The 14,388-nt window shown below is 62.7% G+C and carries 16 protein-coding genes and 2 riboswitches; of the genes, 4 read left to right on the plus strand and 12 right to left on the minus strand.

What is annotated here, in order from left to right:
• Positions 1 to 40 precede the first annotated feature (40 nt).
• Complete coding sequence (locus GGQ88_RS12510; protein WP_183613691.1) at positions 41 to 1,630, plus strand: glycosyltransferase family 39 protein; 1,590 nt, start codon at positions 41 to 43, stop codon at positions 1,628 to 1,630.
• 20 nt (positions 1,631 to 1,650) lie between these two features.
• Here the strand turns inward: GGQ88_RS12510 and GGQ88_RS12515 are convergent, their stop codons facing one another.
• Together GGQ88_RS12515 and GGQ88_RS12520 are read right to left on the minus strand one after the other, a co-directional pair.
• The gene (locus GGQ88_RS12515; RefSeq protein ID WP_183613693.1) at positions 1,651 to 2,514 is read right to left on the minus strand and encodes a hypothetical protein; all 864 of its coding nucleotides are present in this window, start codon (positions 2,512 to 2,514) and stop codon (positions 1,651 to 1,653) included.
• Entirely contained in the window at positions 2,507 to 3,151 is a 645-nt protein-coding gene (locus GGQ88_RS12520) for a class I SAM-dependent methyltransferase (protein WP_183613695.1), read from the minus strand. The genes GGQ88_RS12515 and GGQ88_RS12520 overlap by 8 nt, the downstream gene beginning before the upstream one ends.
• Positions 3,152 to 3,364: 213 nt before the next feature.
• Here GGQ88_RS12520 and GGQ88_RS12525 point away from each other — a divergent pair, with 213 nt between their 5' ends.
• Positions 3,365 to 4,900 (plus strand): TadA family conjugal transfer-associated ATPase, encoded by a 1,536-nt coding sequence (locus tag GGQ88_RS12525; protein ID WP_183613697.1) that lies wholly within the window; start codon positions 3,365 to 3,367, stop codon positions 4,898 to 4,900.
• Here GGQ88_RS12525 and GGQ88_RS12530 read toward each other — a convergent pair.
• On the minus strand, positions 4,897 to 5,118 hold the full coding sequence (locus GGQ88_RS12530) for a hypothetical protein (protein WP_183613699.1): 222 nt from the start codon (positions 5,116 to 5,118) through the stop codon (positions 4,897 to 4,899). The genes GGQ88_RS12525 and GGQ88_RS12530 overlap by 4 nt on opposite strands.
• A 60-nt stretch (positions 5,119 to 5,178) precedes the next feature.
• On the opposite strand from GGQ88_RS12530, the gene GGQ88_RS12535 reads away from it, so the two are divergent.
• Complete coding sequence (locus tag GGQ88_RS12535; protein WP_221214644.1) at positions 5,179 to 6,075, plus strand: DMT family transporter; 897 nt, start codon at positions 5,179 to 5,181, stop codon at positions 6,073 to 6,075.
• Between the two features lie 92 nt (positions 6,076 to 6,167).
• Positions 6,168 to 6,299 carry an Entericidin EcnA/B family protein gene (locus GGQ88_RS12540; protein ID WP_183613701.1) on the plus strand — a complete coding sequence of 44 codons (132 nt, stop codon included), beginning with the start codon at positions 6,168 to 6,170 and terminating at the stop codon, positions 6,297 to 6,299.
• 64 nt (positions 6,300 to 6,363) lie between these two features.
• On the opposite strand, the gene gcvPB is transcribed toward GGQ88_RS12540, so the two are convergent.
• The 9 genes from gcvPB to GGQ88_RS12585 form a co-directional block, all read right to left on the minus strand.
• A complete protein-coding gene (gene gcvPB / locus GGQ88_RS12545) occupies positions 6,364 to 7,920 on the minus strand; it encodes an aminomethyl-transferring glycine dehydrogenase subunit GcvPB (RefSeq protein ID WP_183613703.1) in 1,557 nt (518 codons plus the stop codon).
• A complete protein-coding gene (gene gcvPA / locus GGQ88_RS12550; RefSeq protein ID WP_183613705.1) occupies positions 7,917 to 9,275 on the minus strand; it encodes an aminomethyl-transferring glycine dehydrogenase subunit GcvPA in 1,359 nt (452 codons plus the stop codon). Before gcvPA ends, gcvPB begins: the two co-directional genes overlap by 4 nt.
• Before the next feature lie 4 nt (positions 9,276 to 9,279).
• Positions 9,280 to 9,651: a glycine cleavage system protein GcvH gene (gene gcvH / locus GGQ88_RS12555; protein ID WP_183613708.1), complete on the minus strand. Its 372-nt coding sequence runs from the start codon at positions 9,649 to 9,651 to the stop codon at positions 9,280 to 9,282.
• Positions 9,651 to 10,832, minus strand: coding sequence for a glycine cleavage system aminomethyltransferase GcvT (gene gcvT / locus GGQ88_RS12560; RefSeq protein WP_183613710.1), 1,182 nt, complete (start codon positions 10,830 to 10,832; stop codon positions 9,651 to 9,653). Before gcvT ends, gcvH begins: the two co-directional genes overlap by 1 nt.
• Before the next feature lie 33 nt (positions 10,833 to 10,865).
• A riboswitch (glycine riboswitch) is annotated at positions 10,866 to 10,994 on the minus strand.
• Positions 10,995 to 11,094: riboswitch (glycine riboswitch) on the minus strand. It abuts the riboswitch before it with no gap.
• 54 nt (positions 11,095 to 11,148) lie between these two features.
• Positions 11,149 to 11,826 carry an NAD(P)H-binding protein gene (locus tag GGQ88_RS12565; RefSeq protein ID WP_183613712.1) on the minus strand — a complete coding sequence of 226 codons (678 nt, stop codon included), beginning with the start codon at positions 11,824 to 11,826 and terminating at the stop codon, positions 11,149 to 11,151.
• Entirely contained in the window at positions 11,819 to 12,994 is a 1,176-nt protein-coding gene (locus GGQ88_RS12570) for a deoxyguanosinetriphosphate triphosphohydrolase (RefSeq protein WP_183613714.1), read from the minus strand. The genes GGQ88_RS12565 and GGQ88_RS12570 overlap by 8 nt, the downstream gene beginning before the upstream one ends.
• Before the next feature lie 4 nt (positions 12,995 to 12,998).
• A complete protein-coding gene (locus GGQ88_RS12575) occupies positions 12,999 to 13,661 on the minus strand; it encodes an aspartate/glutamate racemase family protein (RefSeq protein ID WP_484549391.1) in 663 nt (220 codons plus the stop codon).
• 170 nt (positions 13,662 to 13,831) lie between these two features.
• A complete protein-coding gene (locus GGQ88_RS12580; protein WP_246385893.1) occupies positions 13,832 to 14,176 on the minus strand; it encodes a hypothetical protein in 345 nt (114 codons plus the stop codon).
• Between the two features lie 17 nt (positions 14,177 to 14,193).
• The coding region (locus tag GGQ88_RS12585; RefSeq protein ID WP_183613716.1) for an NAD(P)(+) transhydrogenase (Re/Si-specific) subunit beta at positions 14,194 to 14,388 on the minus strand (195 nt) is incomplete at its 5' end.

Below are 14,388 nucleotides of genomic sequence, written 5' to 3' on the forward strand. Positions count from 1 at the left end.
GGAAGCAAGACTGGTCCTGTTTGCGCTAGCGGTCGTCGCCTTGCTTCAAATTGAGCTGGTCTGGAACCGACCGGTCAATTGGGACGAATTCTTTCACCTGAGTGAAGCGCACGCTTTCGCGCGTGGTGAACTGCGCGAATTGTTGCAAGTGTTCTACGCCCGCGGCTTCTTCTGGCTGGCATGGCTCAAGATAGATGCAGTCGACCAGATCCGCGTAGCGCGCGTATTCATGCTTGCCTGCGAGATCGTGACCTGCTGCGCAATTTACGCAACGGCACGGCGCTTTGCCAACAAAACTGCAGCCCTGCTCGCAACGCTTGCCTACATATCTGCAGGCTACGTCTTACAGCACGGCATGTCGTTCAGGGCTGACCCGATGGCAGCCGCCACGCTCATGGCGGCCCTATGGATTCTCCTGCGTGGCCGACTGCACATTGCCAACATCATCACCGCCGCGTTCCTGATCGGTTTGGGATTCGCCGTCACGATCAAGATCGTGCTCTACGCCCCCGCCTTTCTAGCGGTGGCTTGGGTGCGGTGGCACGAAACTGCCGATCGGCGGGACCTGCTCCGCAAGACGGCAATCCTGATTTTCTTCAGCATAGCATTTGCCGCACTGTTCACCTTGGCGAGCTGGTTCACATTGCCTTCGGCACCGCCACCGGCAGCGCGCGAGGCAAGCAAGAGCCTGTCTTCGTCCGGCACGATGATGTTCGACCTCGGACTGTTTCCGCGCTGGCCTTATCTTCTGATGGCGATGTTCACCGCGCCTGTGCTGACGCTTGCCGCGTTGCGTGCCGCAGCGGTGCTGGCACGTTCGGCAACTGCGCCCGGACGCAATCTTCGCATCGCCGCGTGGCTGATGCTCGCGACGATCGGGTGCGTGTCGTTCTACGCCAACAGTTTCCCATACTTTTACGCCTTCATCCTGCCACCCGTGGCAGTGGTTGCGGCAATCGGGATGGAAGCGTTGGCAAAAAGCGTGAGCGTGAAATTTCTGATCGCGGCGATGCTTATACAAGCCATGGCATCAAGTGTTTCGACCCCGCGCAGCGTGCTGCCTGCGCAAAAGCAGATGCTGGCTGCTGTCCATCAGATCTTTCCCCAACCGGTCGCATACTTTGACTTTCCGGGAATGGTGCCGGAATTTTCAAAAGCCAATTTCTTCATGACCGTGTGGGGTGTTCGCAAGTACATGGCTGGGCTAGAACCTTCGTTGGCAGAAGCTGCGCGTATGCAAGTCGTCCCGCTCCTGATCGTCAACCAAGAGCCGCTTGAACGCAATCAGACGACGCCCGACGGCGCCTGGGAGCTAAAGCCCGAAGACCGCGCGCTTTTGAAAGATGGCTTTATCCCACACTGGGGTCCACTCTGGGTCGCAGGGCACGCTTTCAAACCCCGGACAGACCAGGCCAGCTTTACCATTTATGCCCCGGGCACTTACACGCTTGAAGGTGGCGCTGCGCGAATCGACGGTGCAGTCGTTGCCGCTGGCCAGACGGTGCAACTTGCACGCGGCAACCACCTCTTTGTCCGACTGCAAAATGGTTCCGTGGTACTGCGCTGGGGCGATCATCTCGCGCGGCCGAGCATGCTGGAACCGGTCGGCCCCGTGCTCAAGGATTTCTGATAGGCACTGCCGGGAAGCAGTCAGGTTCGGCTAGCGCGCCAAAGCGTTATAGCACCGAACAGAGCATCCCCCAGTATCGAGGCTACGCGCAGTGCCAGCACGCATGCCAGCAGCGGTTCGGCCGGAAACTGCGAGCCTGCTAACGCCAACAACGCCGCTTCGCGAACACCCAATCCGCCTGGCGCCACCGGAACAAGAAAGCCGGCAAGCCAGGACAGGAGAAACAGCGCCGAAAACACCCCGAGCGCTGCCGATCCGGGAAGAAGGGCCGTGCCGATGGTAGCTGCAGCGATCGCGAAGCAGGTGAACGCACCGAACTGGAGCGCGCCAGCACGCAGTACTTTGTTGCGCGTCTTGGCTGCAACAAACGAAGCGCCCAGACTGGCGAGGACCGCAAGTACCGGCACTTGTGCCAGAGCGAGCGCAATGCCGGCTGCGGTCAGGCTCGCTGGCACGTGCAATGCGATTTCAAGCACGCTGGCCTTAGCCAACGCGCCATGCGGCAGACCAGCGCTAGCGCCCTCGATCTGACGGCTTGCGTACTGAAAAACCGAGCCTGGAAGGTACTTTGCAAGCACGCCGCGACCATAGATAGCGTCCGTCCGTCGCGATGCGACCAAACCGTCCGCGCCTGCAAGGACGGACCACGCAGAGGCCAGCAATTTATCGGATGCCGCAAACAAGACGGGGGCAGCGACCATTGCCGCGCCCAGTCGCCACGAGGCCTGATCGACCAATTGCCTCGGATCCAGCTGGATCAACCGGTAGCTGACGAAGCCTGCGCAAGCGGTCAAGACTGCAAACCCGCCCCAGCGGACAGCGCTGCCGCGAAAGGAGCGGGGTTTGCTGCTAGCAGGGCGGGCCTGCCAATTACTTTCAGGCATGCAGAATGCTGGTGAAGTCAGGGTAAGGTACGCAATACGAGCGGCCGAAGTGCCGGCGCTCTCTCAGGCCGCAAGTCTTGATCGAACTGCGGTAGCGCCGCCGACCCGTATCGTCGAACAAGATCACCCCGCCAGGCTTCATGAAAGGTATTGCGCGCTCGAGACAAATGTTACGCTGGCGGCCATCGACCACGATCAGATCAAACGCACCGCCAGCCTCGGCAATCGCATCGACGTAGCCGGGACCTGCGAGATCACGATGCCAAAGGCGGACATTCGGACGGTCTGAAATGACCTGCCCAAGCCTTTGATGCCACCCCGCGTGATGTTCAACGCTGATCACTTCGCGAGCACGGCGTGCCAACCACGCGGTGCTTGCGCCAGATCCGTATTCGAACACGCGGGCATCAGGGCGTGTCTTGAGAAACGCGTCGATCTCGAGAGTGGCTTCGACATTCCACCATGGGCAATCCAAGGGGATCATGCGTTCCGGCTGATGAATTGCGAGGAGCGATGCGAACCAGCGATGCAAGCCCGCAGGATCAGCCGACGCAGCGCCGTGCCAGAACTCATCGAGCATCGGCAGCGCCGCAATCGCCTGAGCAGATGACGAATAGACTTGCTTGGCGATCTGCATCGAATTTCCCCTGAATGCCCTTCCCCGCACGAGTACCGCGAGCGCCGTTAAGATTGCACTAACGATGTTTTGTCGCTGCGATGGCGGGCATCAAGCACTCGGACCGTCGTTAGCAAAACGTCAAAGTTTGCACGTTATTCACCACGTCGAGAAGTTTGCGGATGGCCAACCGGTTGTTCGCCTTGAAGACAGGTACGCAGGGGTCTTGGCGAAATGAGCGCATTCGGTCGACGCAATGGGGTGACGAGCTCGCCCGGCGCATCAAAGACGCAGTTCGGCGTGGCTCGACCCATGAAGAGCGCGGAGCAGGCGCAGGCGCAGGCGGCGGCCGTGCCCCTGCCGATGGGTGGCGACCAGTTTCCTCCACTGCCGGCGATGGATCCCGGCGATGCGCCCGTTAGCGCCAACGCGCTGAAGGCCGATGCGCTGACCCGCTTGGCCGATCGCGCGAACGGCGTGAACGAGGGCAATTATCAGGCCGAGGGCTTCGAGGCATCGGTCCACAAGATCAAGGAACAGGTGCTCCCGCGCCTGCTCGAACGCGTCGATCCCGAAGCTGCCGCCACGCTGACCAAGGAAGAACTGTCGGAAGAGTTCCGGCCGATCATCATGGAAGTGCTGGCCGAGCTCAAGGTTACGCTCAACCGGCGCGAGCAGTTCGCGCTCGAAAAGGTTCTGATCGACGAGCTGCTCGGCTTCGGTCCGTTGGAAGAGTTGCTCAACGATCCGGACATCTCGGACATCATGGTCAATGGGCCAGAGCAGACCTACATCGAAAAGAAGGGCAAGCTCCAGCTCGCCCCAATCCGCTTCCGCGACGAAAGCCATCTGTTCCAGATCGCCCAGCGCATCGTCAACCAGGTCGGCCGCCGCGTCGATCAGACCACGCCGCTGGCCGACGCCCGCCTCAAGGACGGCAGCCGCGTCAACGTGATCGTGCCGCCGCTGTCACTGCGCGGCACCGCAATCTCGATTCGTAAGTTTTCCGAAAAGCCGATCACGATCGACATGTTGCGCGATTTCGGCTCGATGTCGGACAAGATGGCGACCTGCCTCAAGATCGCTGGTGCCTGCCGCATGAACATCGTCATTTCGGGCGGCACCGGCTCGGGCAAGACGACGATGCTCAACGCCATGTCGAAAATGATCGATCCGGGCGAGCGCGTGCTGACTATCGAAGACGCCGCCGAACTCCGCCTGCAGCAGCCGCACTGGTTGCCGCTCGAAACGCGTCCGCCAAACCTTGAAGGCCAGGGCGCGATCACCATCGGCGATCTGGTCAAGAACGCCCTGCGTATGCGTCCTGATCGCATCATCTTGGGTGAAATTCGTGGCGCGGAATGTTTCGATCTGCTGGCCGCGATGAACACCGGCCACGATGGCTCGATGTGCACGCTTCACGCCAACTCCCCGCGCGAATGCCTTGGCCGTATGGAAAACATGATCCTGATGGGCGACATCAAGATCCCCAAGGAAGCCATCAGCCGGCAGATCGCGGAATCGGTCGATCTGATCGTTCAGGTCAAGCGCCTGCGCGATGGTTCGCGCCGCACGACCAACGTGACCGAAGTGATCGGCATGGAAGGCGATGTGATCGTGACGCAGGAACTGTTCAAGTTCGAGTATCTCGACGAAACCGACGAAGGCAAGATCATCGGTGAATTCCGCTCGTCGGGCCTGCGTCCGTACACCTTGGAAAAGGCGCGCCAGTACGGCTTCGATCAGGCCTATCTGGAAGCTTGCCTCTAAGGCGTCGCGAACCATTCTCTTGCCGCCAGGCCAAGCAGGACGACGGCGGCAAGGAATGCGATCAGATAGATCACGGTCCACGGCATGAACCCTACAGCGTCGAGGTTCGTTCGACGCAGCCGACGGCGTTCGGCCCAAGTCGCGACCAGCGCAAGAACGAGCGCGATCGCGCCCGTCACTGCGTGAAACTCCCAGATATGCGCGAACCAGTCATCCATCGCGCGCGCCATGGTCAACTAACTACTTGATCGCAAGACCTCATCGCCTAAGGGCTTGCCATGCCATCGCATGACCGCCCGATTTTCGCGCTTTTCCTGCGCTTTCTGGCTACGATCCTCTTTTCCGTCATGCTGCTTCTGGTCAAGCTCACCGGAGAGCGGGGTATCGCGCTCTCCGAAACGCTGTTCTGGCGGCAAGCAGTGCCCACGGTCCTGATCTTCGGCTGGCTGGCTACGCGCGGTGAGCTTGGCCGGCTGAGAACGCAGCGACCGTGGATTCATGCACGCAGAGCATTGATTGGCGGCACCGGGATGTTCCTGACACTGGGCGTCGTGCGGCTGCTGCCCCTCGCCGAGGCTACAGTTCTGGGCTTCACCACGCCGATGTTTGCCGTGATCCTGGCAGCCGTGCTGCTCAAGGAACAGGTCGGTGTGTGGCGCTGGATGGCCGTGACGGTGGGGTTGCTGGGTGTCCTGGTCATTGCCGGTCCGGATACGACGAACCTGCCCCTTTCCGGCGTGGCAGTCGGGATTGGCGCGGCGCTCATGGTCGCTCTCGTGACGATCCAGGTTCGCGACCTGAGCCGCACCGAAGAGCCTGTGACGGTGGTCTTCTATTTTTCGGCCTTCAGCGCGCCCGTGCTGGGCCTGTTCCTGCTGACGACGGGCGTGAGCCATGATCTGGTCGGCTGGCTCATGCTCGGCGGGATCGGCATTACCGGACTCTGTGCTCAGATCGCGATGACATCTTCGTTACGCTATGGGTCGGTATCCAGCGTCATCGTCGTGGACTATGTCCAGCTTGCTTGGGCGACATTCTGGGGCTGGCTGATTTTCAACCACCTCCCCCCAGCCTCCACATGGATCGGTGCACCGATCATTATAGGCGCCAGTCTGCTGATAATCTGGCGTGAACGCATGCTCGGCAAGGCGCGCGCAGACGAGCTCAAGGCCTGACGGAACCGCTCACCCACTCCAGCGTTCTCACCACGTCCAGTCCGTGACGCGCCGCACGGCGTGTTATCCCGGTATTCGAAAGGGTGAAAACCATGATCCGCAAGTTTGTAATGGCCACGATGATGGGTGGCCTTCTGCTCGGCGCCACCGCCTGCAACACCGTCAAGGGTGCTGGCGATGACCTCAAGTCGGTCTCGAAGACCACCGAGGACGCAATCAACTAAGATTGCTTTCGCAGTCCCAGTTAGAAAGGGCCGCCCGGCATGTCCGGTGCGGCCCTTTTTCGTATCATGCAGGCTTGTACACCAGCTTCGGCTTGCGCGCGGCGAGCGTCTCGTCGAGCCGCCGCCGTGGCGCAAGGTGCGGTGCCGACTTGAGCAGTTCGTCCCCTGCCCTTGCCCGCTCCGCCAGTGAACGCATCGCGCCGATGAACTGATCGAGCCCCGCCTTGCTCTCGGTCTCGGTCGGCTCGATCAGCATCGCGCCATGGACGACCAGCGGGAAGTACACCGTCATCGGGTGGTAGCCCTCGTCGATCAGCCCTTTGGCCAGATCGAGCGTCGTAAAGCCCTCGGCAAAGCCATCGTCGCTGAACAGTGCCTCATGCATGCATGGGCCTGCCGCCCCGAACGGCGCATCCAGCACATCTTCGAGGCTGCGCAGGATGTAATTGGCATTGAGCACGGCATCTCCCGACACCTGACGCAGTCCGTCAGCGCCGTGGCTGAGGATATAGGTCAGCGCACGCGTAAACATGCCCATCTGGCCATGGAACGCACACATGCGGCCGAACGCCTGCGGGTGCTCTTCATGCGCCTGCTCTTCTTCGATCAGCTTCATCGAGCCGTCGGCCTGCCGTGACGTGAACGGCAGCGGACCGAACGGGCTGAGCGCCTCGGACAGCACCACCGGCCCCGAACCCGGACCACCGCCACCGTGCGGGGTCGAGAACGTCTTGTGCAGGTTTATGTGCATCGCATCGACGCCAAGATCGCCCGGACGCACCCGCCCGACGATCGCGTTGAAGTTTGCGCCATCACAGTAGACGTAGCCACCGATCGCATGGACCGCATCGGCGATATTCTTGAGCTCGCTCTCGAACAACCCGCAGGTGTTGGGATTGGTGATCATCACGCCTGCAACGTCCGGCCCAAGCCGAGCCTTGAGCGCGTCGACATCGACGCGACCGTCCGTAGTCGCCGGGATATTCTCGACGCGGTAGCCTGCAAAAGCTGCAGTGGCAGGATTTGTGCCATGTGCGCTTTCCGGCACAAGAATCACCGCACGCGGATCGCCTTTGGCTTCGAGCGCGGCGCGAATGCACAGCAGCCCGCACAATTCGCCGTGGGCGCCTGCCTTGGGCGTCATCGCCACGCCGTGCATCCCGGTCAGTTCGATCAGCCACACCGCGAGTTCGTTGATCGCCGAAAGCGCGCCCTGCACCGTCTGCACGGGCTGCAGCGGATGCACATCGGCAAAACCGGGGAACCGCGCGACCTTCTCGTCCAGTCGCGGATTGTGCTTCATCGTGCACGATCCCAGCGGAAACAGCCCGAGGTCGATCGCATAGTTCTGCCGCGACAGGCGGGTATAGTGGCGCACCGTCTCGGGCTCGGACAGGCCTGGCAGATCAAGCCGCGCCTTGCGCGCGTTGGGGCCGAGCAGCGCCGTATCGAAATCGGGTATATCGTCGAAGTCGACGCCCGAACGGTCGGGCGAGCCGAGTTCGAACAGCAGCGCTTCCTCAAGCTGCAGCGCGCGATTTCCGGTGAAGGTCTCGATGGTATCAGGGGGGGCAGACGCGCCCATCGCCGGACGCCAGCCCGAGGGGTTCAGTTCGTTCATGCCAGCACCTCCGCGAGCGTCGTGGCGAATGTTTCGATATCCTCGTCGGTCGTGCACTCGGTCGCTGCGACCAGCAGACCGCCAGACAGCGCGTCGACGTGCGGGTAAAGCCGTCCCAGCGACACGCCGCCGAGCACTTGCCGGTCGGCAAGATCACGCACAACCTGCCGCGCGTCGTGCGGAAGGGTGACGGCGAACTCGTTGAAGTAGTGCCGGTTGATCACCGCCACGCCCGGAATCGCGGACAGGCGCTCTGCCGTCTGACGCGCGCGCATGTGGCTGGCCTTGGCCATCTTCGACAGCCCCTCCCCACCCAGCAAGGTCATGTGGATCGAGAATGCCAGCGCGCACAGCCCGGAGTTGGTGCAGATGTTGCTCGTCGCCTTCTCGCGGCGGATGTGCTGTTCGCGCGTCGACAGCGTCAGCACGAAACCGCGCTTGCCATCCGCATCGACGGTCTCACCGCAGAGCCGACCGGGAATCTGGCGGAGGAACTTCTCGCGGCACCCGAACAGGCCAAGGTAAGGCCCGCCGAATTGCAGCCCGACGCCGATAGACTGGCCCTCGCCCACCACGATGTCGGCGCCAAGGCTGCCTGGACTTTCGAGCAGTCCGAGCGCGACCGGCTCGGTCACGACCGCGATCAGCAGCGCGCCCTTGGCCTGAGCGGCTTGCGCAATCGCTGCCAGATCAGGAATCCGCCCGAGCACGTCGGGATACTGCACGACAACGCACGACGTTCCGCCATCAATGGCGGCGATCACAGCCGCATCGTCGGGTTCGGCGACAAGCTCAGGCGCACTCGTGACCAGCTCGTCGCCAGTGAACTTCGCCATCGTGCGTGCTGTCTCGACGTAGTGCGCGTGCAGCCCGCTCGAGATGATCGCCTTGTTGCGCTTGGTAATGCGCGCCGCCATGGCGATCGCTTCCCAGCACGCCGTCGAACCATCGTATAGCGAGGCATTGGCGACATCGGTACCGAACAGCCGCGCGACCTGCGTCTGGAACTCGAACAGCACCTGCAGCGTGCCTTGCGCGATTTCCGGCTGATACGGCGTATAGGCCGTCAGGAACTCGCCACGCTGGATCATGTGATCGACGCTGGCGGGGATGTGATGGCGGTACGCGCCTGCGCCCAGGAAGAACGGCGCGGCACCGGCAGTCAGGTTGTCGGCCGACAGCCGCGCCATGTGACGCTCGACCGCCATTTCGCTGGCATGATTGGGCAGGCCAGCGATCGGCTCGGCAAGGCGCGCGGCGGCGGGCACATCGGCGAACAACTCGTCGACCGAGCCCGCGCCGATCACCGCCAGCATCGCATCGCGATCAGCGTCGGTCAGGGGAAGATAGCGCATCGGTTTACAATCCCGAGATGAACGACTGGTACGAAGCCTCGTCCATCAGGCTGTCGAGTTCGGCGGTGTCGGACAGGGTCATTTTCCACAACCAGCCCTCGCCCTCGGGGTCGGTGTTGACCAGTTCGGGCTGGTCTTCGAGCGCATCGTTGACCACCGTAACCGTGCCCGAAACAGGCGCGTAGACATCGGACGCAGCCTTGACGCTGTCGACTACCGAGGCGGCATCGCCTTTGCCGACTTCGGCACCGACACCGGGCACTTCGACGAAGGTTATGTCACCCAACTGGCCTTGCGCATAGTCGGTGATCCCGACCGTCGCTTCGTCGCCTTCTACCGCGATCCATTCATGGTCCTTGGTGAAATAGCGGGTCATCATGCGGCTCCTTTGCGATGGTAGCGATGGGGAACGAAGGGCATCGGTGCGACCGTGGCGGCAAGTTTGCGGCCCCGTACATCGATGGAAAGGGATGTGCCGGAGACGGCAAGTTCGCTGGCTACGAATGCCATGGCGATCGGTCGTTCAAGGCTGGGCGAGAAGCCACCCGAGGTGACCGTGCCGACTTCGACGTCGCCGTTCAGGACCTTGGCGCCTTCGCGGGCGGCCATGCGTCCGTCGATCAGGAGGCCGACGCGGCGCGTCGGTGCGCCACTGGCGATCAAAGGCAAGATGACATCGCAACCGGGGAAGCCACCTTCACTGCGGCGGCGCTTGTTGATACCGAACAGCAGATCGGCGCTGACCGGATCGACGTCCTCGTTCATGTCGTGCCCGTAAAGCGGCAGGCCCGCCTCGAGCCGCAGCGAATCCCGCGCACCGAGCCCGATCGGGCGGACCTGAGGCTGGGCGCAGATCAGGTCGGCAAGCTCTGCCGCGTTCTCACCCGGAACCGAGATTTCGAAACCATCCTCACCGGTATAGCCCGAGCGGCTGATCCACGCGTCGATCCCGCCGAGCTTGAACGCCGCGCCGCGCATGAACGTAAGCGCCGACAGCGGCTGCTCGCCGGTCACGAGCGGCTCCAGCGCCTCGGCAGCCATCGGTCCTTGCAACGCGAACAGCGCGGTATCGTCGAGGTGATTGAGCGTCACATTGTCGGGCAGAGCCTCACGCAACGTTCCGATGTCATCCCACTTGGTCGCGCCGTTGACGACGAGGTAGAACCCCGTCCCCCAGCGCGTGACCATCAGGTCGTCGAGAATGCCGCCCGTCTCGTTCAGCAGCAGCGAATAGCGCACGCCGCCCACGGGCAGCGTCGACAGGTCGATCGGCAACACCGCTTCGAGCGCAGCTTCGACGCCCTCGCCCGAGATGTACAATTGGCCCATGTGCGAAACGTCGAAGAAGCCGGCGCTTGTGCGCGTCCACAGGTGCTCGGCGATAATCCCGCCGCCTTCGCCGTTGTACTGGACCGGCATCCAGTAGCCCGCGAATTCCACCACGCGGCCATCGCGTGCGCGGTGCCAGGAATCGAGCGGCAAGGTCAGGGTGCCGATCAACTCGTCACCGTCGATATCGACGTTCGCACCTTCAGAATTATTGTATGTGTCGCTCACAAATCAGTGTCCCGTACAGTTCAGACGCCATTCGGCGCCCCCTCTGTCACGGAAACCTGAGAGCTTTCCCCCACCCTCCTCTCCCGAGAAGAGGGCTTGTGCGGGGTTACCCCTTCGGCGGCCCCTCCCGTACGGGAAGTAGCACTTTCCAGAGCGTCGCTATCGACCCACGCGGTCCATTTGCCTGAGAGATTCCGGGGCGGTTGCTCCTTCGGCGTCTCTCGATACTGACGAATCGAGAGAGCTCTCCCGCGCGACCAGCGACGCGAGCCTTCTCGCTGCGGTGCGAGGTTAAGTCAACCTGATGCCCGAAGGCTTATCCCCGACGCAGGATGCGGCGCAGTTCATCATGCTCGTGAACGAAACGGCCACGACGGGTATCACCGGTCAACGCGAGGATCGCGCGGGCAAGATCGCTGTCCTTTGCCGAGCGGTACTTGCTCAGCGAGCCCAGCATCAACGGATCGAGCAGCGGGCTTAGTGCCATGCCGATGCGCTCAGCGGGACGTGCCGCACCCTCGCGCTTCCCGCGCAGCAAACCGGGGCGAATGATGTCGAGCCGGTCGAACCGCAGCTTGGCCAGCTTGTCTTCGACCTCCCCCTTGACCGAGAGATAGAAGTTCTTCGACGAAAACTGGGCGCCGACCGAGGACACGACGATCAGTTGCCGCGCCCCAGCCTCCTTGGCCGCGCGGGCGGATTCAAGCACCAGATCATGATCTACCGCGCGGAACGCGGCCTTGTCGCCGCCGACTGCCTTGATCGTGGTGCCAAGCGCAATCACGACCGCATGCGGACGCCCTGCCGCGATCGCATCGGGCCAGTGTTCGGTATCCGATAGCAGCAGTTCCATCCGCGCACCCGGCGGCAACCGCACCTCGCGGCGGGCCACGGCAACCAGATGAATATCCACGCGTCCGACCGCCTCGGCCATGACAGCGCGACCGATCAGGCCGGTCGCGCCGACAAGGACCACGCGGGTCTGCTCAGACATTCTTCAGGCCCTCCGGCACGCGCCCGAACAGGCGGACGTAGCTGTCGATGGCATAGCGGTCGGTCATGCCCGAGATGAAATCGGCGATATGCCGCGTTTTGGCAGGCTCCGCTTCTGGCAGGCCAGCGCGCCAGCTCGGTGGCAGCAAGGCAGGGTCCTCGGCATAAGCGGCGAACAGGGCCGAAATCACCTCAGCAGCGCGGTCCGCCGTCCCTCGCTGCTCCTCGTGCAAGTACAATCTCTCGTACATGAACCGCTTGAGCGCGCGCTCCTCGTCGCCCATCGCAGACGAGAACGTGGCGAGCGGGCGGCCAGCAGCGCGAACGTCCTCGACGCTGGCGACCCCGCTCTCGGCAATCCGCGCGCGGCTCTCTGCGATCACATCGTTGACCATCCGGCCGATCTGGCCGCGCACCAGCTCGCGCAACATGCGGTCCTGCGGCGCGCGTGGATAGCGCGCCTCGATCTGTCGCCACTGATCCGCCACGCTGGGCAGTTCCATCAGATCATCAAGCGACAGAAATCCTGCACGCAAGCCATCGTCGATGTCGTGGTTATCATAGGCGATGTCGTCGGAAATCGCCGCGACTTGCGCTTCGAGCGAGGCGAACGTTCCAAGGGCGAGCGGATAGGCCGCGTCCAGTTCCGACAACGCCCAGCCCGGCTTCAGGATCGGCCCGTTGTGCTTGGCCAGTCCCTCCAATGTCTCCCACGAGAGATTCAACCCTTCGTGCCCGCAATAGGGACTTTCGAGCCGCATCAGCACGCGCAAGGTATTGGCGTTGTGATCGAACCCGCCCGCGTGCGCCATGGCGGCTTCGAGCGCATCCTCGCCCGCATGGCCGAACGGCGGATGGCCGATGTCGTGCGCCAGGCACAGCGCCTCAGTCAGGTCCTCGTCAAGCCCCAGCGCGCGCGCGATCACCCGACCGATCTGGGCTACCTCCAGGCTGTGGGTCAGGCGGACGCGGTAGTGATCGCCGTCGGGCGCGATGAACACCTGCGTCTTGTGGCGAAGGCGCCGGAACGCGATCGAATGGATGATCCGGTCGCGGTCGCGCTGGAACGCACTGCGTGGCCCCCGCGCCGCGCCATCGTCCAACACAAATTCGCGTCCTCGCGAACGGTCGGGATCACTGGCATAAGGCGCGCGGCCTCCGTTGTGCATCAGGCTAGCCGAGTATCCAGTCGACCGCCGCTGACGCGTGGATCCGGGTGCCGTCATAGATCGGCAGGACATTGGCATCGACGTCGATCACCATGTCGAGTTCAGTGCACCCAAGCACGGCCGCCTGCGCGCCCTGCTGGCCCATCGTCGTCAGCATGGTCTTGAACGTCCGCTCGGCAGCGCGCGTCGCCTTGCCGTGCATCAGCTCTTCATAGATGATCCGGTCGACTTCCTCAACATCCTCGATCACCGGAGCAATCAGCGTCACGCCATGTGCGACGAGGCGCTTGCGGTAGAAGCTCTCCATAACGACGTTGCGCGTACCGAGCAGCGTCGCATTGGTCACACCATCCTGCTTCATCCGCGCGGCGACAACGTCGGCGATGTGGATCACCGGCACCGAAACAGCCTCGGCGACCTTGTCGTAGACCTTGTGCATCGAATTTGCGCCGATCAGCAGCGCAGTGGCTCCGGCCTGTTCGAGACGACGCGCGCTGTCCGATAGAACCTGCGCCGCGTGGTCCCACTGCTCAGGCGTGGACAGGCGGACCAAGTCGCTGAAATCGAGGCTTTCGATCAGCATCGGCGCGCTCGCCAGCTTGTTGGTGCGTGCCTGGACGAGCTGGTTGATGTCTTCGTAGTAGGTCCGGGTCGAAACCCAGCTCATACCGCCAATAAGCCCGATCTTGCGCAAAGTCAGATACTCCCAGAGTTCCACAGCCCCTGTCGGCATCGGCCTTACGAAAGCGAATGGGCGAGGTCCAGAGCGGGAGGGGTGTTTTGCGCCCCAACTCACAAGTTCCGTTCGTGTCGAACCGACGAGGGGCAGGATTGCGGCTAGGACTTCTTCTCCGGCGCAAACCCGGTTGCGCACAACGCCGCCGCACTCGTCGTCACTCCCAGCAGCTCCGCATCGCCCAAGCGCCGCACCGTCGCCAGATAATCGCCGATCCCGCGCTTTGCACCCTGCAGCGACTGCAACCTCTTGAGCTGCCCGATCGAGAGCCGGTCGGTCATCCGCTCGGCCATGCAAGCCGCGTTCGCATCCGAAATGCCCGCATCGACCAGCGCGGATTTCACGCGGCCCTCCGCCAGCTTGGCCGGTGCGCACGCTGCGACGCAAAGCAACAACGCGGCACCCCAGACCCGCTCATCCTGAGCCTGTCGAAGGATGCCGCGCAACACGTGCTTCTTGCCGATTAATGCCCGAGCGACTTGACGATATCCTCGACCATCTTCTTGGCATCGGCCAGCAACATCATCGTCTGGTCCATGTAGAACACGTCGTTGTCGACGCCAGCATAGCCGACCCCGCCCATCGAGCGCTTGACGAAGAAGATCGTCTTGGCCTTGTCGACGTCGAACACCGGCATGCCGTAGATCGGCGAGGACTT

Source organism: Novosphingobium hassiacum, assembly GCF_014196055.1.
Taxonomy (GTDB): domain Bacteria; phylum Pseudomonadota; class Alphaproteobacteria; order Sphingomonadales; family Sphingomonadaceae; genus Novosphingobium; species Novosphingobium hassiacum.